This is a genomic window from Pradoshia sp. Z6_59 (assembly GCF_058267515.1).
This window is the reverse complement of record NZ_JBZCPP010000006.1, coordinates 115944-141935: the sequence shown is the minus strand read 5'-3', so window position 1 is coordinate 141935 and position 25992 is coordinate 115944. Positions and strand designations below refer to the sequence as shown.

Sequence of the window (25992 nt, the reverse complement as noted above, 5' to 3'; positions counted from 1 at the left end):
AAATTCAAAAACCTCCCGCTATAAGACGGGAGGAAAGACCTGCGAAAAGCCTAAGCCTGGCTGAGTAAACTGGATAAATCGTTCCTAATGATATCGAGCCGATCTTCCATAAGGACCTGTGGAATCTTATAGCCGACAAACAAGGGAGATACAACAAAGCGTGGGATGGCCTTGCAAATAATCAAGTCGTGAAAATGGTAAAAGAAAAGGTTATAGCTGGTGCATCCCTTATGGAAACCATCCAAAATATAACGGACCAGGATTTGAAGCTTATCAGCAAAATCATCAATCTCATCTAAAGTGTTCAATATTAAATTAAATTCAGTAAAGCCGATAACTGGATACTTAGATACATTTAACTCAATACCGGATTTCTTGTAAACCTCTGTGCCCTCAAAATCAATCATAGCCATATTCTTATGGTAATCTACATGTTTCATCCCAATGACTTGCATATGGGCATGCTGAATGCTGCCGCCTGAAAAGGGACCATGATTCTTAAATAAGATAACGGACTCATACTCACCAGTCTTCTCGACTTCAAGCCATTTGGCAATACTGAAGCGTATTAATTCACGCATATGCTTTTGTTCATATCCCCTTATATCTTCATGACATTGATTGGTTTCAATGATGACCGTTTGATAGGTATCCAGAAGGGTGGGATATTTATTCATCAACCAAATGATATCTCCCTTTGTCTCAAGAATATCGGTAAGCTCATCTCTTTGGCAAAAGGGGCAGGCTGCTGTTTTATTACGGATAGTTTCAGGCTTTTGACTGCCAATTGTACTTGAAAAATATAATTGTTGCTGATCCATACTTGCACCTACCTCGTTAACTGTTAAAACTCGATATGTTTATTATAAATTAAAGATATGTACGATTGTATCTTTTTAACCATATTATAGAAATAAAAAATGTGTAAAAATACATAAAAAACTGTCGATAGTAACAATGAATATATATCTTTAGTTGATTAATTATAAAAACATGGACGGTGAGTAGTGAAATGGATTTCGAGTATAGAGATCAATATGTACAAGGAGAAATAGGTGATGTGATTGTCTTCAAAAGAGGAAATTTATTTATCTTTGGAGAAATTATAATACTGAGGGAAGCTTCGTGTATTGTGGAAATTTCTAAAGAATATGCAGACGAATTGAAACTCAACACAACCAGAACAGTTGTCAGACATGGTAATTATAAAATTATTGAGACCACAAAAATTCGTGCAAGAGTATGTGAGCAACAAATTAATGCATCCAGTAATCAGGTTTATCATTAAATTAACAAAGCTCAGGAAGTGATTGTAAAAGAACCAGACGTGCAATGAAATCATCCTTGAACATGTCTTTAAAGTTTTTAAAACCATTTAAGAAGGAGACAAGATATGAAAATTAATTTATTCGTCTTTTTAACCTCTACCAGGGACAAAGAAAATAATAGAAGCGAAATGATGATGAAAACAGTTGAGTCAACTATCCGTCCGGTAATAGGAGACATAATTGAAGATCCTGGGTTTGATCCCGGATTTCACAATGGATACGAGGTTGTGAAGGTGACTGTTAATTATGAGAATAATGAATGCTATGTATCTCTTAGCCCAATGGCAATTGAATTAGAGGAAATTAGTTTTAATGACTATATAAATAAGCTTACAGCTAATGGATGGGAAATCGTTTCAAAAGAGGATGTATCAATTAGCTAATTCTCAACTATGATCTTTATACATACTATGGCTTCATGTTTAAATTAAAGGACCGCGATTGGTCCTTTAATCATTTAATATATTTTTATCTCAAGGCCTGTTGGTTTTTTCTTTTGAAAGGAGTTTGATATTCAGTAAAATTAAATGTCAGTTCAGGAAGAGATTCCGGTAATAAAGTAGAAACTACATAGTTAAAGCTCATGTGCCCATCCATACCTCCGCCGCCTTTTACTTTGTAATCATATTCCTCTCCCAACGATAATTCCCAAAAACGTATTAATGGCCAGAATATAACTTCAATAGAGAAGAGCTCCTGTAAGATAGGAGACGGTTTTCATTGTGAATATAAGCACATATAGATAGGAAGTACCAAATTTATGTATTTACTAATGGTAAAATTTGTTATTATGGTAGAAAAGAGACAAGGTTGAGAAAAACAAAAAAGAGGGATTTTATGAAAAAACTAATCATAGTAGCATGCAGTTTGCTTTTGTGTGCTTGTAGTGGATTTGCTGGTACACCAGAAGAAGCCTTAGAATCATATTATTCAAAAGAAGATAAATTTAAAATGACAAAAATATTAAATTCAACAAGTGATAATCAAAAACAAGGCTTTTACGTATTGGAAGTGGAAGCGAATAATAAAACGGAATGGGCTGTGGCATATGTAGGATGTAATGATTTATATTGGTATGTAAAAGACACTATTAATATTCCTATACCAAAAAGTGAACATGATACAAATTCATCCAAAACAAATACTTTTGTTGCAGGAGTGAGTAATGAAACGGCAGTAGAAAATGATAAAAGAATGATTATGCCTATTCCTGATTATGAATATTTTGTTTGGGTTGAAAGGCTTGAAAAAGAATAACATTTCTATACTCTTTCTAATAAGAAGGGAACCAGGTCAGCCGAGCTAACAGGAGAATAGCTTTTGTGTGTGAAACACTTAACGTTATTCAGTACTAGCAGTTTGCTATCATCCATTAAAGGGGCAATCACATGATGAAAAGAGAATGTGATTGCCCCCTCTATGTGCTATTAGATTAAGCACCAACCTTCACATGGTCGGTGTCAGGCTGATTGGTTAAATCTTTCTTCTGCAGCATCCACATAAGTCCTGCTGAAATGAATCCGAGGGATCCAATTACCATCCAGGCTGATGTAATCGAGTAAGCTGCAATAAAGCTTCCCATAATCATTGGACTTGTTGCATATCCGGCGCCAATTACCAGTGGAAGAATACTGCTTACTCTGCCTCTGTGCGAAGCTGGTGTTTGATTAGCGATAAAGGTCGAAGCATTGATCGCAATCATGATTTCTCCAATAGTCATGATAAAAATAGATACATAGAAGAAAGGAAGAATCGTGGTGAAGGCGAGCATACCAAAGGCAAAAGCATAGCACAAGGCTCCGGTAGCTATCACTTTTATAGGCCTTATTTTATTTGTCAGTTTCGTAATAATCGGCGTAAACGAGATAACCAATATACCGTTAAATGCGGCAAGTGTTCCGTAATAAGCTGCACCAGAATCATTAAATAGCTCCTCTAAGTGCAGAGGTATGGTAAATGCCCATTGTGCGTATTCAAATTCAATACATAATAGAATAAAAGCGAACATAATTAATATAGGCCTTGCCTTCAGCACTTTAAAAACAGATCCTTCTACATGTTGCTCAAGGTTTCTTTCCGTTTTCTCTGTTACCGAAATATGTTTGGTTTTTGTCTCTTTTATAAAAATAAAAATCAATGTTGTAGCTAAGAGAGTAGCGATACCATCTATGATGAAAACAAGATCTAAATGATTTTTATATAGTAGACCGGCCATAATTGGACCAACTGCAAAACCTAAATTAAAACCCATATAGGTTAATGAATAAGCACCCTTCCGATTCTCTGGGGTAGTTAAATCCGCCAATAGTGCATCGTAGGCAGGTGAGCACAAAGCAAAGAAGAGTGATGATAACATAAGCAAATAGGCCATGGTCATCGAAGGCTCTATTAAACCTATGGATATAACGGTTATGCCTCCTAGACCTTGTGAAACAACAATAATAAATTTTCTTCCCAAAGTGTCTGCCAGCTTTCCGCCTAAAATCATACTTGGTGCAGAAATAACGCTGACTAAAGTAACATATAGTCCAGCTTGGGCACTATCCATGCCAATCTTCTGGGTGAGGATTAAAACAAGTAACGGATGTACAAACCCTCCCAGACTATTAATAATTCGCGCAAAGAATATGATATAGATTTCTTTGGGTAACCCCCGATATGGACTAAATAAATTTTTGAAAGACTGCATAATGCCTCCCTGATTCCTTAATTAAATTCCAATAATTTCTATTTTAATAGATAAATAAGTAAAAGAAAATGACTGTTTAAAAAATTTAAAATATTTTGAAGTTTTATAGGAAAATATTGGTATAATGGTGTGTGAAAGATGATAGTTTCAACCAGAGAGAAGGTAAGCAGATGGAGTTTTTTAATGTATTGATTCCGGTATTTGTTATATTTGCTTTAGGATTTATAGGCGAGAAGAAGATAGGGTTTGATCCGAAAACGATTTCAACGATGTCCCTTTATTTAATGACACCCTTACTGGTGTTTCAAACATTTTATACTAATGAACTGACGTTAGATTATCTTTATATTGTTATTTACGCGTTTGGGCTTTGTATAGCACTTATTATCTTTGTATGTTTTATTGCCTTTATAAATAAATACAACATAAAGGAAACCTGCGGACTTATTCTTGGTTCAGTTTTTATGAACAATGGTAATTATGGAACACCTGTCGCGTTATTGTTGTTTGGGGCTGCCGGATTTGATTATGCCATTATCTTAATGGTCACCCAAAGTATTGTGATGGCGACAATTGGGGTATATGTAGCGGCGCGAGGAAGCGATATAGGCGGAGGGATTAGAGATACACTTGCAATAGTAGTACGTATGCCTGTTGCATATGGAGCGATTTTTGGACTGTTATTTCAGTACACGGGTATTACCGTTACTCATTCCTTAATGACTACCATTGATTTAGTTGGAAGCGCTGCTATTCCGACAATCATGCTTGTTTTAGGCATGCAGTTGGCTAAAATCAGCCTAAAGAATATTGAATATAAAAAGGTTACGTATGCATTAATCATTAAATTGGCAATGGCACCGCTTGTAGCGTGGGGAATTTCAATCCTCTTGCCAGTTGATTCCTTGCTTAAACAATTAATGATTATCATGGCGGGAATGCCGGCTGCTGCAAATACGACGATGTATGCTATTCAGTTTAATACAAAGCCGGAATTTGTTTCGGTTTGTACATTTATAAGTACAATACTTAGCTTAATCACATTACCAATCATTTTTTATTTTGTTTTATAGTGAGAAGGATTTATTAGATAGTGGAGTGCATAAAATGGGATTAATTGAATCAATTTATATAAATATTAGTTGTCCTGCGGAAAGGATGGTATGGGGAATGAATAGAAATAAAGTATGGATCCCAGCGCTTTTAATGGGGGTAAGCTTGGTAGTATGTATACTAGCACTTATCCAATCAGTCAACTCAGATCCTCAAAGGTATCCATTATTAGGCTTGATCCCCTGTGCTATAGGTGCAGCTTCTTTTCTATATATTAATAAAATTGCTCATAAAAAGTCTATGGTTCTATGGTTTACTCAGATATTAAATATAGCATTTATGATATTTCCATTGATAACCCTTCTATACTTTATGTCCTCTAATTAGATTTATAAATTATTGACCTCTTGCTTTTGAGGTCTTTTTTTTATGCTATAAATCTTATTAACTATAAAAATATGGTAAATTTTATAAAAAATGAAACTTTTATCCAGGATAAACGGTCTAATAGATAGAGAGAAAAAACAGGGGGTGCCGCATGCATGAAGATCTTTCTTTAGTACAAAAGGCTATAAAAGGGGATGATACAGCATTTTTAACTTTATTAGATCTTCATAAGGAACAGCTGTATCGAATGGCCATTGTCTATTTAAAAAATGAAGGGGAAGCTCTGGAAGCTATCCAGGAAACGACTTTTCGAGCATACCGTTCAATTAAAAAGCTGCGAGAGCCATCCTATTTCTCCACATGGCTTGTAAGAATTTTATTAAACGTTTGTTCAAATGAATTGAAGGCCAAAAAAATACACCATCATTTCATTGGACAGGAAATGGTCCATACGGATGACTATGGTCAGCTTGAAATAGAAGAAGCTCTCATGTTCCTTGATGAACCATCACGTGAAATGATCGTATTAAAGTATTTACGGGACCTGCCCATACGTGAGATTGCCGAGATATGTGAATGCCCGCAAAGTACGGTTAAAACCAGACTTTACAGAGGCCTTCGGAAGCTCAAGGAACTAATGAAGGAATCGGGAGGTGCCCGCCATGTATGAAAAAGAGAGACAAGAATTATTGGATTTAAAAAAACAAATGGAATATGTGCCTGTACCAAACGAAAAAGTTTCCGCAGCCATTCACTCAGGCTTTAGTAAAGCAAAACACAAGAAGAGAAAAAGACTTATAAAATATTCAGGATTGGCAGCGGCTGCTATTGTACTCCTGTCTTGCATTAGCCTGGTGCGAGTATCACCGTCCTTTGCAAATGCCCTCTTGTCCATACCGGGCGCAGAAAAAATTATCAATCTAATCCGAAACGATAAAGGCTATATGTCTGCTGTGGAGAATGATTTTTTACAGGAAATTGAACTTAAAAAAGAAAGTAATGGCGTAGAGATTACCGTTGAATCATTGATTGTCGATCATCATGATTTAGTTGTTTTTTATAAAGTAGAGGCACAAGAAGAAAGGGAGAATATAAGTATTCGCAATATTGAACTGATTGTAGATGGAAAGGAAAAAGATGAACTCTCTATTGTATACTATCCATCTTCATCTATGGAGGAAGAGAACTCTACAAGTGTAAGATTTAAATTTGATGAATCGCTGAATGAGGAAAGTGATATTAAAATTTCATTTGAAGTTGATCAGAGCGATAAGTTATTAAATACATTCCATTTTCCCTTATCCATTGATCACTCTATCTATAAGAATCAGCATAAGGAAATACGGATAAATAAAACAGTTAAAGTAGATAATCAGGTTATCACTTTTACAAAAGTGGACACATACCCGCTGAGTATGGTTATAAGTATTAGCTATGATAAGGCAAATACAAAGCGTATTTTTGTCCTTGAAAATGTAAGGGTTGTTGATGAGAAAGGTGAAGAGTGGGGAAATGGGAACAGTGGAGTAATGGCTTCCTATATAAATGACGATGAACATTTAGTTTATATAGAAAGTAATTTTTTTAATACTTCAAAGGAGCTTTATATCGTATTTGACGGAATCCATGCATTAAATAAGGAAGATGTTACGATTCAAATTGATGAAAAAGACGGTCATCTTTTAAAATACCCAGCGGATGGAATCATTCAGTCAGCAAAAATCGAAGGGCGGGAAATCGTTGTTCAGCTAGATACTCCTGATAATCATAATGGTTTGAATATTGGATTAGTCACAGATGGAGCCGGTAATGATATTACCGGGCACAAACAGTCGTTCAGGTCAAGTGAAGGAATAGAGAGAAAAGAAGTAAGAGTGGAATTTCAACCTGAAAAAGTAACAAAAGGCCCAATTCATTTGGAAATTGGCGGTTACCCGCTTACCCACAAACAACAAGTCAAGCTCCAAATAAAATAATGGACCAAAATTGTCCTCAGTGATTGTTGGCCAATTTTATCATAAAAGTCACCTCAGGAGCTTATACATAATAATAGGAACGGAAAGGGGGAAATCGATTGAAAAGGAGTGCCATCATAAAAGGAAATTATCGATATTCCCTAAAGAGGGAATGGGATGATTACAATTTAAGAAAAGCTGTCTTTGTTCTTTTACACCCAAGCGAGGCTGATGACAGGGTGGATGACCGGACGACTATGCGCTGTGTTTCATTTGCTAAGAAATTAGATTGCGGCTCTGTGGAATTGGTAAATGTATTTGCGTATCGTAGCAGGGGATGGAGAGATCTCAGGAATCTGTCCTTGGAGGAGGCTACAGGCCCTGAGAATCGCTTCTATTTAGAAAATGCCTTACACAGCGGTTCCGAAATTATCGTTGGCTGGGGAGAAAACTGTACCATCCTTCACAAAGATTATCAGGAATTATCGGATTGGTTTAAGGGATATGATCCTAACTGCCTGGGTACAACAAGAGATGGGCATCCCCTGCATCCGTTGTTTGTAAGAAGTGATACGACAGTTCAACCCTATCTCTTTCCAAATGTAAGTTCGTTTAAACCGTCATGACAAAGGAGCTGTCGATTCGTTTCGACAGCTCCTTTATAGATAGATAAGTAGTTTTTGAAGCAGGTGGCGGAGTTGGTAGTTCAGTTTCGTCTGTGCCATCGTCAACAGGAGGCTCAGGTTCTTCTATCCCATCATCCGGATTTCCACCGTCTTCTTCCTCTTCTGGTTCAGGTGGTACAGCAGGATCCGGGGCAGGTTCAGTAGCCGGTGTCTCAGCTTCCGGTGTTTCAGGTTCAGTCGCAGGTTGATCGCCCGAAGGTTTGTCCGATTCTTCCTCTTTATTCGTTTCTTCTTTATCTTGCTCGTCTGACTCGTTTGCTTCTTCTTCTTCTTCTTCTTCTTCTTCTTCTTCTTCTTCTTCTTTTTCGTCTTTAGTCCCTTCTTGTAGATTTTTTATAATATCCTTTAATTCCTCTTCACTTTTATCTTCCATCTGGCTACCGACGCCTGAATCAAAACTAAATGAGAAGTTAGGCAAGTTAGAGAGATTCAGGAACAAATCATAAACATTCCTGCACTGACACATTATTTGAATAAATTAAAACCCGCAGGAAATGAGCTGCGTAATTTTCAGCCTATTTATATAGAGGATGCCACATATGGTTTTCCTGAAAAATTTATTAAGCAATTTAATCTTGTATCCCTGTTAATTGTCCCTATTTATGTTCCGGAAGAAGGTAAGATGATTGGCGGAATTTTACTAGATAAAGGGCCAGGGCGGAAATTTGAGCGGGATAGGAGCTTGTATCCCGCATTAATGAAATTTGGGCAAAGTGCAGGAGAGCTATTGCTTAGGTTTACGAACCCTGAAAATTCTGTAACACAGAGTGATTTGGAGCGTAAACTATTATTTTCTCCGCGTGAGGTTGATATTATTAAGTTATTGGCTGCAGGAGCATCTACAACAGAGGCAGCTGTTCAGCTTTATTTAAGTGAGTATACAGTCAGAGACTATATTTCGACTATTATGAGAAGGTTGGATGCCAAAAATCGAACAGAAGTAGCTGTAAAGGCTATTAGAATGGGGATTATAGATTAGAAATATGGAAATAAGAGGATCATAGAAAATACTTGGATAGTTTAGATGTTTTATTAAAATAATAAAATAGGTTTGATTCGCCAATAATCACGGGATTTTAGCTTAATTTTCTTCTTCTGTTAAAAGTAATTTACATTTATTTTACTAAATAAATTACCTTTTGTAAGTTTTTTTATAGAATCGAAATTATTTATACCCTATTATTACAAAATAAAAACTTGTAACATGTTTTTGAAACATAATTGTAATATTACTATAACTTATTTGTTAAATTAGCATGATATACTTATCCATGTTAGATAAATAGATAAATAGAAATGGTATGAAAGACCCGATAAATTAAAAAACTAGGAAGCAGGTAATATCTTAATGATGAATAAAAGAATTATTGCGCTAAGTACGGCTTTATTGCTTGGGTTCAGCAGTTACATAGGCATTCCATCAGCAAGTGCTGCAAAAGACCCGGCCAGGCAAGCTGAGGTTGATAAAGCTCAAGCTGCTTTAAATGAGGTACAAGCTGAAATCTCTACTCTTAATACTCGTATTTCTCAAATAAACCAGGCTGTTAAAGATAATCAAAGTATGATTAATAAAACAGAAGAAGATATAGTCAAAACGGAAAAACAAGTAGAGACTTTAGATAAAGAAATTGCCGAACTGGAAGAAAAAAATGAAAAACGCCAAGAAATTTTAAAGAAGCGTGCTGTTACATACCAGCAAACAAATGGTAATGTCAGCTATTTAGAGGTCATTTTTGGATCTACTAGTTTTGGAGATTTTATTGAACGAATCGGAGCAGTTTCAACAATTGTTAAAGCGGATCGTCAATTAATTGATGAAATTCAGGAAGATCAGACGAAACTTGAGGATAAACAAGCAACTGTGGAAGACAAGCTTGCTGGCTTAAAGGATATGAAAACAGAGCTTGTTGGAATGCAGCAGGATATTAAGCAACAACAAAATCAAACAAATTCCTTAAAGGAAGAGCTTAAAGCTAAGGAAGAAGAAAGCCAACGCCAATTGGCAGAAGCCAAAGCAAGAAATATCGACATCGTGGTAGAGCCAGTTGTTGTAAAAGAAACTTCCAATGTAAAAGAGAAAGTTGAAAAGATCGCTAATACTCAAAAAGAAGAAACAACAACTAAAGTGAATTCCAGCTCTAAAGAAGAAGCTGTAAGCACTTCGAAGAACGAACAAACTAGCTCTAAACCAGCTAATTCAAACTCTTCTAATAAGAAGCCAAGTTCTACTAATAGTTCTACCCAAAATAAAAATATTCAAACCGTTATTACTGCAGGCAATAAATATATTGGGAACTCCGTCTATGTATTCGGCGGCGGAAGAACACAAGCTGATATTGCAGCAGGACGCTTTGATTGCTCCGGTTTTGTTAGCTGGGCATTTAAACAAGGTGGATACTCAGTACCAGCGAGCACAGATGCTCTGAAATATGCAGGAAGACAGATTCCAACAAGCCAAATGCAACCGGGAGATATGGTTTTCTTCGATACGTATAAAAAAGATGGCCATGTCGGCATTTATGTTGGCGGTGGAAAATTCATCGGTTCCCAAAGCTCTACTGGTGTAGCAATTGCCAGCCTTAAAACAGGGTACTGGAAACAAAAATTTAATGGACGTGTAGTGCGCGTTCATTAATCAATAAAAAGCTTGATAGGGAAGAGACGTCATGATTAAAGTGACGTCTCTTTTTCTTTTATGATCAATTAGTTTACGAATGGAGCTTTAAGAGTAATAAAAAATAATCTAGCTTTAATACCAGATTAAAGGACTTACGGAAATCCTTAACAAAAAATGAGACGCCAGTAAGCCAATTAATTGCTTACGAGGCAGCCTCATTTCTTGATTTATCATTAAATTTTTATCGGAGCATGATTAACCAATAATCATGCCTGCAATAGCAGCACTTAAACAAGATGCCAATGCGCCGGCAATAATCGCTTTTATTCCTAAACGGGCAATGTCCGGTCTGCGATTTGGTGCTAGCTTGCCAAGTCCACCGAGTAAGATTCCAAGAGAAGAAAGATTGGCAAACCCGCATAATGCAAAGCTGATAATGACAACGGCTTTATCTGACATTGTATCAATCATTGGTGCAAAATTACTGTAGGCAACAAATTCATTAATGACGAGTTTTTGACCGATGAAGTTTCCAGCCTGCAGAGCTTCATTCCACGGAACGCCAATTACAAAAGCTAATGGTGCGAATATGTAACTTAAAATTAGCTCGATGGATAATTGATCAAATCCAAACCAACCGCCAATATACCCTAACATACCATTTAACAATGCAATCAAGGCGATAAAAGCAAGCAGCATAGCTCCAACATTTAAAGCTAATTGAAGACCTGTTGAGGCTCCGTTTGCAGCTGCATCGATTACGTTTGTTGATTCTTCATCTTTTGTCATCTCAAAGCCTTCCGCATCCTCCTGGCTTTCTTCGGTTTCCGGAATCATGATCTTAGAAAGCAATAGTCCCGCGGGTGCTGACATAATACTGGCAGCAAGTAAATAATCCAATGGAACACCTAATAAAGCATATCCTACTAATACACTTCCGGAGACAGAGGCTAACCCACATACCATGACAGAAAACAATTCTGATTTCGTTAATTTCTCAATGAATGGTTTTATTACGAGAGGGGCCTCCGTACAACCTACGAATATATTGGCAGTTGCATTAAATGTTTCTGCATTTTTAGTACCCAATAGTTTTGAAAGGGCACCACCAACATATTTGATTACGAATTGCATAATTCCTAAGTAATATAAAACAGAGATTAAGGCAGAGAAGAAAATAATGATTCCTAAAACATTAAATAAGAAAACATGTGTAATCCCGGATTCTGGTGTATAAAGTCCACCAACCAGGAAGCTGATTCCTTCATTAGCATAACCAATCGTGTTGTTTACAACATCGGTTACTTTCTGAAAGGCTGCTCGTCCAAGCGGCCATTTTAAAACAATGAATGCAAAAGAAATTTGGATAATTAGTGCCACGACAACTGTACGGATATTAATATTTCGTTTGTTAGTGGAAAGAAGAAAAGCAATGCCTAAAATACAAATAATTCCTAACAAACCCCATAGATAATTCATTATGTCACCCCATGATTGTATTTTTTACATAAAAAAAGAAAATTGTTACTATTATACAAATTGTTAATATAACAATCTAATGTTTATATTGCAAGCAGAGTGTACTGAAATAGTAGTATTTCGGAATGAATAAAAGAAAACTGTATGGAGTATCTCTTTTTTTGTGTAAAGCGGTGTATGGAATCTATGTGAGGAGAGGATAAAATCACCTCTTAAATAAGGTGCCCTGAACTTTAATAGTACATACAGATACACTCGAAGGGAACAAGAAGTCAAGTTCCCTTCTTAATAGGAGAGGGGGATTAATCTCTGAATAGTAAATCGGAAGATACAGGCTTTATATCTAATTCTCTTGACCAAACAGATAGTTGTCCAACGTGATGTATTTCATGAGTGATGATGTGGCGGAGGATTTTTCCATAGGTGAAGGAAAATGTATGCCCGTTTCTATTCGTTATATTCAGTATCTTATTGTCCATTTGTGAATCCCAGGGGTTTATAAATTCTGTAGTGAGTTTTTTAATTTCATTAGAAAAGTCTATGACATCTGTCAATTCAGTAATAGTGGTGAGATCTCTGACAACGACTCCTGATCCTTTCATTTGATTAATCCATATTTGTTCACAATCAATGACATGATATAAATTATGTAATATACTGCCCATTCCCCCGATGCGTTTTTTTATCAATTCCTCACTAGAAACGTTTTGACACCATTTAAACCAGTCTTCTCTAACTTGCCAATTGTATAAGAACATTTGAAGCATACTATCAGTCCTCCTCATCCGAAAACGTTTTTCTGTTATAAGTCTAATATTCAACACATAACTCCAAAGTGAGAATACTAAAGTTACTCTTGTACAGTAATTATCTATCTCTGTAAAGAAGAAGGTGTCCTGGATTTCCTGCCAGGACACCTTTTTGGGTAATTAGTTTTTCACTTTGATTGTTTTTGCTTTGCTTGTGTTTCCTGCTTTATCCTTAGCCGTTACAGAAAGGGAAGTGCCGGCTTTTTGTTTTTTGATTTTGACCGTGTAGTTCCCTTTGCTGTTGGCTGTCGCAGTACCAAGAGTTTTGGATCCTGCTTTCACAGTTATTTTCGCACTTGGTTCTGTTTTACCGGTAACCTTTGTAGAACTTGACTTGACCGTATTAACAGAAGGTGCGGATGGGGCTGTTTTATCTGCGACTTTAACGTTTTTCGCTTTACTTGTATTGCCAGCCTTATCTTTGGCAGTTACAGAAAGGGAAGTGCCAGCTTTTTGTTTTTTGATTTTGACTGTGTAGTTTCCTTTACTGTTGGCAGTAGCCGTACCAAGAGTTTTGGAACCAGATTTCACCGTCACCTTCGCACCTGCTTCTGTCTTTCCTGCTATGGCTGTTGACTTGTCAGATACCGTATTGACTGAAGGTGCAGAAGGAGCTGTTTTATCGGCCACTTTAACCGTTTTCGCTTTGCTTGTATTGCCAGCTTTATCTTTCGCAGTTACAGAAAGGGAAGTGCCAGCTTTTTGTTTATTGATTTTGACGGTATAGTTTCCTTTGCTATTGGCAGTAGCTGTACCAAGAGTTTTGGAACCAGCTTTTACCGTCACTGCTGCTCCAGCTTCTGTTTTACCTGTTACGGTAGTTGATTTATCCGAAACAGCGTTAACAGAAGGACTAGAAGGAGCGCTTTTGTCTGTTACTGTGATCGTTGTTACTTCGCTCACTAATCCAGTTTTCGGATCTGTAACAGTAGCGTATAATTTAGTACCCGCTTTTAGTTTGGTTTTTAAATCTACTGAGAATTTACCATTTTCCGCTGTTGTAGATAGCGTTAAGTTCTTTTTGTCTGTGATGGTTACTTTTGAATCGGATGGAGCAGTACCTGTGATTTTAGTGCTGGCATCTGTTACTGTATTTACAGATGGTCGAACCGGTACAGGAACTTTATTAATTTCAATTGTCTTCGTAACATGGTGTCCCGCAATATCTTCAAGAACGAATTCATATTCATTAACACCTTCTTCTATTTCAAGTTCTATTTCCTTAGATATAGAGTAAGGTGCGTATACAGGTAAATCTCCCAGATCATTAAACGTGTTTATTTCTTCATTTCCGTTCACGAGTAACCGCAGTGCATTATAGTTGTCGTTAACTTTTACCTTAACCTTTTGGCTTTCGCCTGGTGAAAATGCTTTATAGTCAATATCAATGGTAGGTTCTTTTGTATCAATGAAGATTTCTCTGTTAAAATCAATCTTGTTGCCGGCTACATCCGCTCCATAGAATCGAATGTCCTTTTTACCTTCCTTAGAGAAATCGAGAGTATCCTCGAAGTAATATTGTTTAATTTCTTCATCCCATTCAAGAGGTAGGCTTTGTCGTTTTCCTTCATATTCAACCCAAACATAGTCCATCTCAGAATCGTCCGTTACATATCCATCGATTTCAACATTCAAATAATCATAGACTCCAAGTGGTGCCGGTGTCCAAGAGACAATGTAAGGAACCTTCTTATCCAATAATGATTTAGCACCACGGTTACCTGCATAATCATGTGCTATAACGTTGATATTATCTCCGTTCTTCACTTCGACAGGGGTATCATCGCTATACTTTTGATCCGTTAAATTAACACTATAGGTATTGTTGTTATTTGGTTCCACATAATTTTTTAGTGTTTTACCGTTAACGGAAAGCTCGATATATTTAAGACCTGCCCCGGCTTTTGTATCCTCTGCTTTAAAAGTGACAGTTTTAGTTGCATCATCATATTTAAGCTCTGATACAGTTGGCTCTGTATTATCGACCAAAATCGGCATTTTAAATACTTGAGGTTCTTTGCCTTCAAAATCAATCGTTGATTTAATTTGGTAATAGTACAAGCCTTCCTGGACTTGTTTATTGTTTACTTTGCCATCCCATTCTGTTAAGAAGTCGAAAGTGACAACAGAGTCGGCTGCATAATTCTTTCTTTGGTACTTATCAGTCGTTATTTTACGAAGGGTGTTACCATCTGTATCGGTAATACTGTATTCCACTGTCTTACTATTTCGTAAAAATGATAGGGCTGGTGCTACGGTATCATTATGGTCATCTCCATTTGGTGAAAAAGCTATTTTAGAAGGATCGACAATTTGGTTCTTATCAAATGGGCTAACACCGTAAAATTCACCAGTATATGAATCAGCGAGACCTGTATATCCGTAGAATGAGTTAGCATCATTATTCATTGGGTCAATAATGTTTGCCTTGTTCCAATCGCCTTTAAAACCAACGAATGGTACGGATAGGGTAGGTAATGAATCTTCTACATTTTTGGCTTTTAAGAAAACAAAGCCTTCGATAAAGTATCCGTTTTTCATTGCTTTTTCTAAATCAGCTTTGGCATTTTTTAAATCGATTGTGATCGTGAAATCTTTTGATTTTCCAGCTCCAATGGTAATTTCACTGTCGGATGCAACAATCGCTTTTTTGATTTCCTGAGGAGTCAAATTATTAAATGTATATCCGCCTGCCACATATAGAGCGTCAGAAAGCACGCTGGTATCAACTGTATAGGTTGCATCTTTCTCACTGAAGTTAGTAGCTGTCAGTGTGAAGGAGAACTTATCAGTTGAAATTTCTTTTAATGTGACTTTTCCTTCATTAGTTCCCTTGGCTACAACGTAAACTGGTGAAGTGACTGCTGAATTTAATTTCATTACACCTGCACCTTGGCGGCGTGGTGAATAGTATGTCGTGCCAGCAGGATCTTTAATAGTTTCAGATGTGTTCATCAATAAAGTTTTAGCGCGCTGAACTTTATCCTTGCCTGTTAGGTTCGGGAAAGTTTTTTCTACATACTCTAAAACAAGAGCTGAACCGCCTGATACATGGGGTGCAGCCATGGATGTACCACTCATAACTCCGTATTTATTATCATTTAATGTGGAATAGATTTTTCCACCAGGTGCCGTAATTTCTGGTTTGAAATCTAAATTTGGCGTTACTCCCCAAGAAGTAAAGGTCGACAATTGACCAGCTGTACCATTTTCAAGTTGAATCATTTCCCCGGTAAATTTAACTTTGCCAATGTCACCGGCTGCTTTGATTTTCTCTTCAAACATGGTGCCATCACTCACACGTAGTGAAACTAGTGGAATGGTAGGGCTGTTTAAGGCCATGCTTACAAAATCGCCATGTGCCGGTGTTCCTCTGACAATAACACCAATTGCACCTGCAGTTTCTGCTTGCTTTTGGATTTCTCCATAGTTTGGAGCAGCGCCAGTTCTGACAGCAAAGACAATTTTACCCCTTACATCCTTGTCCTTATATCGATCTGGGTGTCCATCTCCTACATAAACGACATCCTGTTCATTTGTGCCAAAAACATCTAGTGGCAGAGGAGAGGACTGTGTTTTATATCCAGCCGGATAAGTCGTTCCGCCTATTGTTAATTCGAATTTGTCTACAAATACATGCGTGTTTTCTAATGATGCGACAGAAATTGAATCTTTGGAAACGCTTGGTGAACCGACAAGTCCTATATCAGGATTGATTGCAAGAGGATCTGCATATCCATCAGAGATTTGTGCAGAATTCCCTGCTGAGATTGACATCAGCACACCATTATTTACTGCTCTTTCCACTGCTTTTTGTTCTGGATCTTCCGGACTTTGGAATCCTGCGGTTGATCCTAGACTCATATTAAGCACATCTGCACCAAGCAGGAGGGCGTCATCAATAGCCTTAATGTAAATATCGCCCCAAGTAGAAGGCATAGCAGCATCATTGCCAAAAACTTTTAAAGCCAATAATTGTGTTTCAGGGGCAATTCCCTTAATACCACCGGCATCTTTAGAGCCATTGGAGCCAACTGTCCCGCCTACGTGCATTCCATGCATGGATGCATCAGGCCCTAAATCTAATATTTCCTGGTTTTTATCATAATAATTATATCCATATGGAACTTTTGTAGTGTGATACTTTCCTGGGAGATTATTCTTGGATACAACTGAGTCTACATCAGATTTTTTTAATTTAGCTTTACTTTCATCAGTCAAAATCATATCTTTATGGCTAGGATCAATTCCAGTATCAATAATACCGACAACTGTACCCGTACCATTGTACCCTCTGACCCATGTTTCTTCAGCTTTAACAATATCTCCACTTGATACCATTTCTGGTTTTACTTTCGGTCGTTCATATTCATTGGCAATATAAACGGAAGAAACAGTGGAAATACTCTCGATTTTTGAAATGTCCGAAGCCTTCACTTCACCGCTGACTCCGTTTGCAACAACAGTAAAGGAGTTTTCCACATCAAACTTTACGCGTTTTTTATTAACAGAGGAAAGAAAATTGGATTGTTGATCTTTAACTGTGGATTGTAATTCCGATTGTTTTGATTTAGAGAGTTCTTTAAACATAACACCTTGTTTAGTGGCGTAATCAATTGCAGGGCTACCTTCTAGTTCTACAATAACCCGTACCTTTTCATCTGGGTCATATTTACTTACATCCAGTTTCTTTTTTACTGTGTTACTAAAGGGCTTTAGTTTAGTATTTTCATATGTATTAGCGCTCGCTGTTCCTATACCGATTAATAAGTTAGATAAGAGTAATACTAGTGATAGTAAAGCAAAAACTACATTCTTAGTATTTTTGAAATGCAAAGCTCCAACCTCCCCTTCATTTGTCAAAAACTTAAAACTACAAAATCCCTCCCTTGGTTATCAATAATGGAATATAAGGTAAATAACTTACTATCTACCACACTATTAATTTAACACCATGATTATAAATAGTCTTTTTAATTTTTTGATTTTTCAAAAAATGGTGAATACGTCTTAGCTTATTATTGGATTTATACTCGAAAAAAAGAGAAGAGTGGGTAGAAACACATAGGAGAGGATAAGTAGAAAAGTACGAATTTATAAAACATACAAGGCCAGATTAACTTGTGAGAGACAAATAAGAGGAGATATCGGACATTTATTAAAGAAGACCTGAATGGTCAACCAAAAAATCAGAGTTTAATGGACTCTGAGTACGTATTCTTTAAAACTAGATTATTTTTCGATACATCCCGACAGAATGGGGAGCGGTATATTCAAAACCGAATTTCAGATAAAGCTTGTCAGCTGGAATATCTGCTATTAAACTGATGTATGCTCCAGGGGGCACATGGTTATTTAGATAGTCTGTCAGATTTTCCATTATTACTTTACCTAATCCCATTCCTTGCATATCGGGGCTGACAGCTATATCCACTACCTGATAAAAACAGCCTCCATCTCCTATAATTCTGCCCATCCCAATTAGCCTTCCGTTTTCTCTAAGAGATACGGCAAAGATTGAATTCTTCAGTGCGATACCAGCGGCCTGTTTTTCTTTTGGACTCAATCCCGCAGCTATTCGCAAATCTATATATTCCTGAGGGCTGGGTGTGTTATGTATAATTTCAATTCCTTTCTCCATAATATCCTCCTTTGTTTGCATACTACTAATAGCTTACTATACTTCTTTACCAGGTTCTTAGCCATTGTCCTTGAAATAGTCATCTCAGCACTAGCTGGATAGGATTTTCTTCTCCAATTGTAATACTCGATTCCCTAATTATTTTTTGCGCTATTTTTTTGGAAGCAGTACTACAGGCTCTTTTTAATAGTCCTAGTTCAGCTACGCCTCAAGACCTAGCTGGGAATCAAGCTCAGGGTCGTTATAAAGAATATTCTTCCAAGCTAAACTAAAGACATAAGGAGGGAATATCAATGAAAAATCTCGGATTGATCTTAATTGTGCTGGTGGCTGGTCTAATCGTGATCGGTAATATTGGTTCCATTATTACATTGGCCATCACATTAGCTATTTTGTATTTTGCCGTGAAAGGCTTCATGAAGGCAGATACAAATGTGTCGAAAGTGGTTTGGGGAGCAATTGCGGTCATTACATTATTGGCTTCAGTTGGTAATATACCTGCGCTAATTGGCTTGGTGGCTATGTATGTTCTTTATTATCTATATAAGGAGCATAAGCAGGAAAAGGACTATGTGAGTCCTGATGATCCATTTACAAACTTTGAAAAAGAATGGGAACAATTAAATAAAAATTTTAAATGAGGAGTGTGCAGGAAACATGGCAAATTTATTTACTCGTATGAAAAATTCGGTGGAAGCAGATCTTCATGATTTAATCGATAAGCAGGAGGAGCGGAATCCAATTTCAAAATTGAATCAATATTTGAGACAATCCGAAAGAGAGGTTGAACAGGTCCAACAACTAATACAGCGTCAATATCGATTGAAAGAGGAAATGAAGCGTGAATTAACGGTTGCTAAGGAAATGGCTGATAAACGTAAACATCAGGCTCATATTGCTAAGGAAGCAGGTGATGTGAGTGAATTATACGAATTTGCCATTAAGGAACAGGCGGTTTATGAGGATCGTTCAGCCAAAATTGAACATCTGCTTGTGCAAATTGGCCTTGATTTAAAGCAGCTTGAAGAGAAGTTTACTTTAATGAAGCAAAAGCTGAAAGATATGCATATAAAGAGACTTGAGCTGATGGGACGGGAAAATATTGCAAAGGTCCATCATAAAATGGACAAATTAATGGAGTCCGGTAAAGATGCAGTAGAGAACGAGGGGCAGCAATCCTTAGAAATTGATGATTATATGACGCAAATAGAAAATAGAGTGAAACCCAATTATTATGAAGCAACGATTGATACCCGCATTGCAGAAATTGAAAAAGATTTAAAAAGGAAGGAAACAGTGAATTAAAAAGTGGTATTCTAGTATGTAGGACGCAGTATTTTGCTGCGTCTGTTTTAGATTAGTAATCAGCAGGTGTTCATCTATGATGAATGACAGATAGGGGGTAGGAATATGCAGAGATATAAAGAAGGCCATTGGGCAGAAAAAATAGTAATTGCTATTTTAATCATTGCTTTAATTGAAATTATCTTTTTTCGCTTTCATGAAATTCTTTTTAGCATATTATTTTCGGGAATTTGTATTTATTATGGCTATTCCCGTTATTCTAAACTATTTGGGAAAATGATATTTTGGATGGGTATAATATCAGGTCTTATAGGCTTAATTAATCTATTCATTGTCAGGCTCATTTTCTTTATTCTTCTTCTCTATTTTATTTCTCAACATCTTCAAAAGAGACGTGAACCTATTCAAATCAAACCTAAAGAATCGTTTGAACAGGAAAAACAGAATGGTGAAATATCTAAGCCTGTGATTACGAATAGAATTTTTGGAAGTCAGCAAACTCCTGAGTACGTATACGAATGGAATGATCTGAATGTGATAAGCGTATACGGAGATACTCATATCAATTTGAGCAATACAGTCTTACCTAAGGAAATATCAGTCATTTCGATTCGGAATGGTATTGGGGACATTGAAATATTTGTACCGTACGATGTTGGTGTGCAAATATCCCATACCTGTTTATATGGAAAAGTGCGTTTATTAGAAGAAAAGGAAAAAGAGCTTAGAAATCAGCAAATTATGTATAGGTCAGAAGGATATAACGAGGCTAGCTATAAAATAAAGGTCGTTACTTCGATTGGTGCTGGCAATTTGGTGGTGAAGTGGATATGAGTATACTAAAACGCCAATTACTGATCTGTATATCAATCTCTCTACTGCTATTTTTAACTATATTCTTATGTTATTATGTAATCTTTTTCTCCTCTGATTGGACTCCTCTATATGAGAAGAAAATCTTTAATGTGCCATTTCTGTTATTTGCGCTAAGTATTGCCCTGTTGTTTGGTGTCTTGTTCGGAATTGCAAGCGGGTTATTCTATAAATCTGAAATAAATCAGTTAAATGATACATTACGAAGTGTGAACCTCGGGGAAAACCTTTCGGAAAAAGAGATTAAGACAAAGGAGTTATCTGAATCTGTCGAGAAAGTAAAACAAATCCAGACAGTCCTTCTTGATCAGGCAAAACGTTCTCAGGCTCTGGCTACTGAAAATTCAGTGGAACAGGAAAAACGAGTTCAGGCAATGGTTAAAGAGGAGAGAAACAGATTGGCCCGAGAACTTCATGATTCTGTCAGCCAACAGCTTTTTGCTGCTTCCATGCTTATGTCAGCTATCAATGAATCAGGTGGGGATGAAGAGACAAGGGAGAAAAAACAGCTTAGGATGGTTGAAAGTATGATTCAACAGTCCCAATTAGAAATGCGGGCCTTACTTTTACATCTCCGTCCTGTACATTTAAAGGATAAAAGCTTGAAGGAAGGCGTAGATAATCTTTTGAGCGAACTCAAACAAAAAATCCCTTTTACGGTAAAATGGAAGGTAGAAGATCTGGAATTGGAGAAAGGGATTGAGGATCATCTATTTAGAATCCTCCAGGAATCCGTTTCGAATACATTACGGCACGCTAAAGCACAATTATTGGAAGTGTATATTATTCAGCATGAACGTTCTTTAATTATGAGAGTGATCGATGATGGTGTTGGATTTACCGCAGATGAAGCAAAGGCTGGCTCTTACGGGTTGCAAAATATGAAAGAGCGGGCGATAGAAATTGGCGGCATTCTAAAGGTGGTTTCGGTACCAAAGCAAGGCACGCGAATCGAAGTAAGAGTACCATTAGTGAATGTAGGTGAGAAAGTATGATAAGAGTATTGTTTGTAGATGATCATGAGATGGTTCGTATAGGTGTTTCTGCTTATTTATCTTCTTTATCCGACATTGAAGTGGTAGGGGAAGCGGAAAATGGACTTAAGGGTGTCGAAATGGCATTGAGCCTAAAGCCTGATGTAATATTGATGGATTTGGTGATGCCAGAAATGGATGGAATTGAGGCAACCAAGCAGATTCTTGCGAAGTGGCCGGAGGCAAAAATAATCATTGTGACGAGTTTTGTTGATGATGAAAAAGTGTACCCTGCTCTTGAAGCAGGTGCAATCAGCTATATGCTAAAAACATCGAAAGCAAGTGAAATAGCAGATTCGATACGCGAAACCTATAAGGGGCAATCCGTTCTGGTACCGGAAGTGACAGATAAACTCATGTCTAAATTTAGGAATGCAAATAAAAGAGATTTGCACGAAGATTTAACATCTAGAGAAATGGAAATTTTATTATTAATGGCGGAAGGCAAGACGAACCAAGAGATAGCAGATCAATTATTTATTGCACTTAAAACAGTTAAAACGCATGTGAGCAATATATTAGGTAAACTTCAGGTTCAGGACCGTACCCAGGCAGTAATTTATGCTTTCCATCATAAATTAACAAAATAGATTACCGATTGAATGAGTATGCTAATCAATTGTGTTAAGATCATTTATGTTATGATTTTTAATAATAAATAGTAAAGCTCAACTCCCACTGTTCTATTACAAATGGATTTGAGCTCTTTTATTTTATTGGTGGGTATATATTCAAGTATATAGTGAGTTGGGTATTCCATAATCAGAAATAGATTTTGTTGGTAGATTCAGCTGTAGAATCTATCAATATCAAAGGAAAGATAATATATAAATCCATTTTAGTAAGTAGTCTTTACTGCAGAATAGTGTAGGATACTATCAGATGGGAATAACAATATATCACTCCCTTGTCGATAGAAGAGGGGATTTTTTGTGTATTTTTTAAATTTCCATAGAAAGATAGTTTCGTATTCGGGTAAGATAAATAATGTAAAGGAGCAGAAAGAAGGTATAAAATGATTGATCAAGCACAACAAGGAGTTAAACAAAAATTAAAGAAGGAAAAAATATGGACAAGAGATTTTGTCTTCATTTGTATTACAAACTTCCTGATCTTTTTAGGTTTTCAAATGACCTTGCCGACAATTTCGTTGTACGTTAAACATCTCGGTGGAAGTGACCAGCTTATAGGAGCGGTTGTCGGGATTTTCACATTTTCAGCTTTGCTGATTAGGCCCTTTGCCGGCAAGGCATTGGAAACGAAGGGAAGACGAATTGTTTATTTCGGAGGTTTAATTGTTGTTATCCTTACCCTAGGCTCATTTGGCTTTATGGCAAGTATTGCTTTGCTGTTCATGATGCGGATTATTCAAGGATTAGGTTGGGGAGCATTAACTACAGCTACTGGTACGGTTGCTTCAGACTTGGTTCCGGCATCAAGACGGGGTGAAGGAATGGGTTACTTTGGGCTGTCCGGAAATATTGCGATGGCTATTGGGCCATCTCTTGGTCTTGCTTTGGTTGTTATGATGCCATTTAATCAGTTTTTCTTAATTTGTGCTATTCTAGGAATTATTGCTCTGCTGGTAGCAACGCAGATTAAGTTCAAGAAAGCTGAGAAAGTGACTGTCCAGCCAACTGGTAAGAAGATACTGGATCTATATGAAAAAAGCTCGTTAAAACCATCCATACTGGCATTTTTCATCACATTTACTTTTGGGGGAATAGCTACTTTTCTTCCTTTATATACAACACAAAAGGGAATCGATGGAATCCAGTGGTATTTTGTTATCTATGCATTATCTGTTATGTTGACAAGAACGTTTGCCGGGCAATTATATGACCGCAAAGGGCACAAGGCTGTATTTATACCGGGGACATTATTAATTTTTATTGCTATGCTATTACTATCCTGGCTGCCTAGTACGAGCATGATGTTGTTTGCGGCTTTTCTTTATGGATTTGGCTTTGGTAGTGTTCAGCCAGCCTTGCAGGCATGGGCAATTGATCAGGCTCCTCAAAATCGAAAAGGAATGGCTAATGCTACATTTTACTCGTTCTTTGACTTAGGTATAGGGATAGGAGCCGTGATTTTCGGACAGATTGGACATTCATTTGGCTACAGCAGCATTTATATGACAGCGGCTGTGTCCGTATTCATGTCGATGATTATTTACGTACTTATAACCCGTGAGAAAGCAGTTCGCTAATTGCTTAATTACGTATAAAAATCCAGGTGAGTCATTGATCACCTGGATTTTTATATAGATTTTCTTTTTTCTTTTTTTACGGGATGAATGTGATTGGAAGAGGATATAACCCCCAATAAAATAGCGGCGAATCCAAATCAATTAAAAACCATTTCGTATCGCAAAAAGAGCAGCCTGAGTACGGTCCTGCAGCTCTAGCTTAGACAGGATATTGGATACATGAGTTTTTACCGTTTTCTCGGTTATGTAAAGTGCTGAAGCGATTTCTTTATTGCTTTTGCCGTTAGTGATTTCCTTGAGAACTTCCTTTTCTCTTTGAGTCAATGATTCTAACGAAGTCTGCTTGGATTTATTCGTTTGCATAGCTGTCATTAACTCTGCCGTAATTTTGGAATGAATATAGGTTTCTCCGTTTACTGCCTTTTTAATAGCTAGGATTAGTTCCTCTGGGTCGCTTTCCTTTAATAGATAGCCACTGGCTCCCGCATCCAGGGCAGGAATGGCATGGTCTTGATCTGACATGCTGGTGAGGATTAAAACTTTCACATTCGGTATGGTTTCTACAATGTGTTTTGTTGCCGCAATTCCGTCCATTACAGGCATTAGTAAGTCCATTAACATAATTTCGGGTGTCAGATTTTTGGCCAGTTCAATTGCTTCCTTACCGTTTGTTCCTTCTCCAATTACACTCATATCTGGATGGCTGTTTAATAATAGTGCCAGCCCTTTCCTAACGACATGGTGATCATCCACTAAAACAATATTTATCGTCATTAAAATTCTCCTTTAGTATGGCAATTCTACCGTTAAACTGGTGCCGGAGTTCTTACTGCTAATTATGCTAAATTTACCTTGAAGGGCTGTTACGCGTTCTTCTATACTTTTGAGCCCGATGCTCGGCATTCCCTTTGCTGATGAAATATCGAATCCTACTCCGCTATCTTCAACCGACATGATAATATGATTTTGTTTGTATTCAAGAGATAGTAAGACTTCTTTTTGACCGGAATATTTAATCGCATTATTGAAGGCTTCCTGCCCAATCCTCCATAAGTTTTCTTCGATTTTTGAAGGGAGAGATCCTGTCCCTTTCACCTGAACGATAACCTGTAAACCGAGTATTTCAGCGTATGATTTGAGGGCGCAAACGAGTCCGTTTTTCAGTCCATCTGGCCGCAATTGCCAAATCAATGCCTTCATTTCAGCCTGTGCATGCTGTGACATCCTCCCAATTTCAGCAAAAATCTGTTTAATGGAATCCTCTTTTGATAGATTGGTTCCGGCTTTTGATGTCACATTAATAGAGTAAAGTAATTGATTTACAGAATCATGCAGGTCCCGTGCCAAGCGATTTCGTTCCTCTGCAACTTTCAGTTCCTGCTCCCGTTTTGTTAAATGGATTCGTTTCAAGGCATTTCCGATTTGATAGGCTATGGATTCTAAGAGACCCAACTCTTCTGCTTCAAATCTTTCTTTATTCGTTACGGCTACGTTTAGTACACCGAATTTTTCATCCCCAGCTGATAAGGGAACAGTAGCATGGTAAACAAGGCCATAGGTGTCACCCCATTGATTCAATCTTGCATTTTCCAACCGCTTGCATTCCATAATGTTCGAAGCTTTATGTAGATTATCCTTTAAAAATTTATTCACACACCAACAGTCACCTGTACACATGGGCTCATAATCAGAGATTTTTAAAGCAGGCGGCAGACCCTCGGAAGCAGCTAATTTGTAATTGCCCTGTTCGTCAATAAGAAAGATCCAGCCGGTTTCCAAGGAGGTTATTTTTAGAAGCTTCTTTAATACTTGAGTCAAAACCTCGTTTAAATCAGTGCCTTCATTTAATGTTTCAGCGATTTCCTTCAATATATGAATCTCTGAGAGAAAAATTTTACGGATCACCTTAGTCTCCTTAAAAAATGTT

26 protein-coding genes are annotated in these 25992 nt (G+C 37.1%); 16 read left to right on the top strand and 10 right to left on the bottom strand.

Features of this window, described 5'->3' with window-relative positions; genetic code table 11:
• Positions 1–50: 50 nt before the first annotated feature.
• Positions 51–821, bottom strand: a complete 771-nt coding sequence (locus tag AC4D4B_RS08565; RefSeq protein WP_490995327.1) for a DUF4931 domain-containing protein — start codon at positions 819–821, stop codon at positions 51–53.
• A gap of 191 nt (positions 822–1012) precedes the next feature.
• Between AC4D4B_RS08565 and AC4D4B_RS08560 the strand changes: the two genes are divergently transcribed.
• Both AC4D4B_RS08560 and AC4D4B_RS08555 read left to right on the top strand, forming a co-directional pair.
• The gene (locus tag AC4D4B_RS08560; RefSeq protein ID WP_490995326.1) at positions 1013–1288 is read left to right on the top strand and encodes a DUF2187 family protein; all 276 of its coding nucleotides are present in this window, start codon (positions 1013–1015) and stop codon (positions 1286–1288) included.
• 105 nt (positions 1289–1393) lie between these two features.
• Positions 1394–1711: a hypothetical protein gene (locus tag AC4D4B_RS08555; RefSeq protein WP_490995325.1), complete on the top strand. Its 318-nt coding sequence runs from the start codon at positions 1394–1396 to the stop codon at positions 1709–1711.
• 85 nt (positions 1712–1796) lie between these two features.
• Here the strand turns inward: AC4D4B_RS08555 and AC4D4B_RS08550 are convergent, their stop codons facing one another.
• Positions 1797–1967, bottom strand: a complete 171-nt coding sequence (locus AC4D4B_RS08550; RefSeq protein WP_490995324.1) for a hypothetical protein — start codon at positions 1965–1967, stop codon at positions 1797–1799.
• Positions 1968–2165: 198 nt separating this feature from the next.
• Between AC4D4B_RS08550 and AC4D4B_RS08545 the strand changes: the two genes are divergently transcribed.
• The gene (locus AC4D4B_RS08545) at positions 2166–2585 is read left to right on the top strand and encodes a hypothetical protein (protein ID WP_490999665.1); all 420 of its coding nucleotides are present in this window, start codon (positions 2166–2168) and stop codon (positions 2583–2585) included.
• Between the two features lie 175 nt (positions 2586–2760).
• Here AC4D4B_RS08545 and AC4D4B_RS08540 read toward each other — a convergent pair whose 3' ends face one another.
• Positions 2761–4017, bottom strand: a complete 1257-nt coding sequence (locus AC4D4B_RS08540) for an MDR family MFS transporter (RefSeq protein WP_490995322.1) — start codon at positions 4015–4017, stop codon at positions 2761–2763.
• Positions 4018–4187: 170 nt separating this feature from the next.
• Here AC4D4B_RS08540 and AC4D4B_RS08535 point away from each other — a divergent pair, with 170 nt between their 5' ends.
• From AC4D4B_RS08535 to AC4D4B_RS08515, 5 genes are all read left to right on the top strand, one after another.
• Positions 4188–5090, top strand: a complete 903-nt coding sequence (locus tag AC4D4B_RS08535) for an AEC family transporter (RefSeq protein ID WP_490999664.1) — start codon at positions 4188–4190, stop codon at positions 5088–5090.
• A 34-nt stretch (positions 5091–5124) separates the two neighbouring features.
• Positions 5125–5457, top strand: coding sequence for a hypothetical protein (locus tag AC4D4B_RS08530; RefSeq protein WP_490995320.1), 333 nt, complete (start codon positions 5125–5127; stop codon positions 5455–5457).
• 151 nt (positions 5458–5608) lie between these two features.
• Positions 5609–6127 (top strand): sigma-70 family RNA polymerase sigma factor, encoded by a 519-nt coding sequence (locus tag AC4D4B_RS08525; protein ID WP_490995319.1) that lies wholly within the window; start codon positions 5609–5611, stop codon positions 6125–6127.
• Complete coding sequence (locus AC4D4B_RS08520) at positions 6120–7433, top strand: DUF4179 domain-containing protein (protein WP_490999663.1); 1314 nt, start codon at positions 6120–6122, stop codon at positions 7431–7433. Before AC4D4B_RS08525 ends, AC4D4B_RS08520 begins: the two co-directional genes overlap by 8 nt.
• A 98-nt stretch (positions 7434–7531) precedes the next feature.
• Positions 7532–8038 (top strand): DUF1643 domain-containing protein, encoded by a 507-nt coding sequence (locus AC4D4B_RS08515; RefSeq protein WP_490995317.1) that lies wholly within the window; start codon positions 7532–7534, stop codon positions 8036–8038.
• Here the strand turns inward: AC4D4B_RS08515 and AC4D4B_RS08510 are convergent.
• The gene (locus tag AC4D4B_RS08510) at positions 8025–8471 is read right to left on the bottom strand and encodes a hypothetical protein (protein ID WP_490999662.1); all 447 of its coding nucleotides are present in this window, start codon (positions 8469–8471) and stop codon (positions 8025–8027) included. The genes AC4D4B_RS08515 and AC4D4B_RS08510 overlap by 14 nt on opposite strands.
• A gap of 96 nt (positions 8472–8567) precedes the next feature.
• Here AC4D4B_RS08510 and AC4D4B_RS08505 point away from each other — a divergent pair, with 96 nt between their 5' ends.
• Positions 8568–9077, top strand: coding sequence for a response regulator transcription factor (locus AC4D4B_RS08505; RefSeq protein WP_490999661.1), 510 nt, complete (start codon positions 8568–8570; stop codon positions 9075–9077).
• Positions 9078–9449: 372 nt separating this feature from the next.
• Positions 9450–10733, top strand: coding sequence for a C40 family peptidase (locus tag AC4D4B_RS08500; RefSeq protein WP_490999660.1), 1284 nt, complete (start codon positions 9450–9452; stop codon positions 10731–10733).
• 237 nt (positions 10734–10970) lie between these two features.
• Here AC4D4B_RS08500 and AC4D4B_RS08495 read toward each other — a convergent pair whose 3' ends face one another.
• The 4 genes from AC4D4B_RS08495 to AC4D4B_RS08480 form a co-directional block, all read right to left on the bottom strand.
• A complete protein-coding gene (locus tag AC4D4B_RS08495; protein WP_490995313.1) occupies positions 10971–12194 on the bottom strand; it encodes a NupC/NupG family nucleoside CNT transporter in 1224 nt (407 codons plus the stop codon).
• Between the two features lie 302 nt (positions 12195–12496).
• A complete protein-coding gene (locus AC4D4B_RS08490) occupies positions 12497–12961 on the bottom strand; it encodes a DinB family protein (RefSeq protein ID WP_490995312.1) in 465 nt (154 codons plus the stop codon).
• A gap of 162 nt (positions 12962–13123) precedes the next feature.
• Complete coding sequence (locus AC4D4B_RS08485) at positions 13124–17839, bottom strand: Ig-like domain-containing protein (protein WP_490999659.1); 4716 nt, start codon at positions 17837–17839, stop codon at positions 13124–13126.
• 391 nt (positions 17840–18230) lie between these two features.
• The gene (locus AC4D4B_RS08480) at positions 18231–18644 is read right to left on the bottom strand and encodes a GNAT family N-acetyltransferase (RefSeq protein ID WP_490995310.1); all 414 of its coding nucleotides are present in this window, start codon (positions 18642–18644) and stop codon (positions 18231–18233) included.
• A 293-nt stretch (positions 18645–18937) separates the two neighbouring features.
• Between AC4D4B_RS08480 and AC4D4B_RS08475 the strand changes: the two genes are divergently transcribed.
• The 6 genes from AC4D4B_RS08475 to AC4D4B_RS08450 all read left to right on the top strand — a co-directional run bounded on the left by AC4D4B_RS08475 (position 18938) and on the right by AC4D4B_RS08450 (position 24065).
• Positions 18938–19285 carry a lmo0954 family membrane protein gene (locus AC4D4B_RS08475; RefSeq protein WP_490995309.1) on the top strand — a complete coding sequence of 116 codons (348 nt, stop codon included), beginning with the start codon at positions 18938–18940 and terminating at the stop codon, positions 19283–19285.
• A 16-nt stretch (positions 19286–19301) separates the two neighbouring features.
• Positions 19302–19949 carry a PspA/IM30 family protein gene (locus AC4D4B_RS08470; RefSeq protein ID WP_490999658.1) on the top strand — a complete coding sequence of 216 codons (648 nt, stop codon included), beginning with the start codon at positions 19302–19304 and terminating at the stop codon, positions 19947–19949.
• A gap of 105 nt (positions 19950–20054) precedes the next feature.
• Entirely contained in the window at positions 20055–20783 is a 729-nt protein-coding gene (liaF, locus tag AC4D4B_RS08465) for a cell wall-active antibiotics response protein LiaF (protein ID WP_490995307.1), read from the top strand.
• Positions 20780–21817 (top strand): sensor histidine kinase, encoded by a 1038-nt coding sequence (locus AC4D4B_RS08460; RefSeq protein WP_490995306.1) that lies wholly within the window; start codon positions 20780–20782, stop codon positions 21815–21817. Before liaF ends, AC4D4B_RS08460 begins: the two co-directional genes overlap by 4 nt.
• Positions 21814–22446: a response regulator gene (locus AC4D4B_RS08455; protein WP_490999657.1), complete on the top strand. Its 633-nt coding sequence runs from the start codon at positions 21814–21816 to the stop codon at positions 22444–22446. The genes AC4D4B_RS08460 and AC4D4B_RS08455 overlap by 4 nt, the downstream gene beginning before the upstream one ends.
• A gap of 425 nt (positions 22447–22871) precedes the next feature.
• Positions 22872–24065: an MFS transporter gene (locus AC4D4B_RS08450; RefSeq protein WP_490999656.1), complete on the top strand. Its 1194-nt coding sequence runs from the start codon at positions 22872–22874 to the stop codon at positions 24063–24065.
• 141 nt (positions 24066–24206) lie between these two features.
• On the opposite strand, the gene AC4D4B_RS08445 is transcribed toward AC4D4B_RS08450, so the two are convergent.
• Together AC4D4B_RS08445 and AC4D4B_RS08440 are read right to left on the bottom strand one after the other, a co-directional pair.
• Entirely contained in the window at positions 24207–24839 is a 633-nt protein-coding gene (locus tag AC4D4B_RS08445; protein WP_490999655.1) for a response regulator, read from the bottom strand.
• Between the two features lie 12 nt (positions 24840–24851).
• Positions 24852–25970 carry a GAF domain-containing sensor histidine kinase gene (locus AC4D4B_RS08440; protein WP_490999654.1) on the bottom strand — a complete coding sequence of 373 codons (1119 nt, stop codon included), beginning with the start codon at positions 25968–25970 and terminating at the stop codon, positions 24852–24854.
• Positions 25971–25992 lie beyond the last annotated feature (22 nt).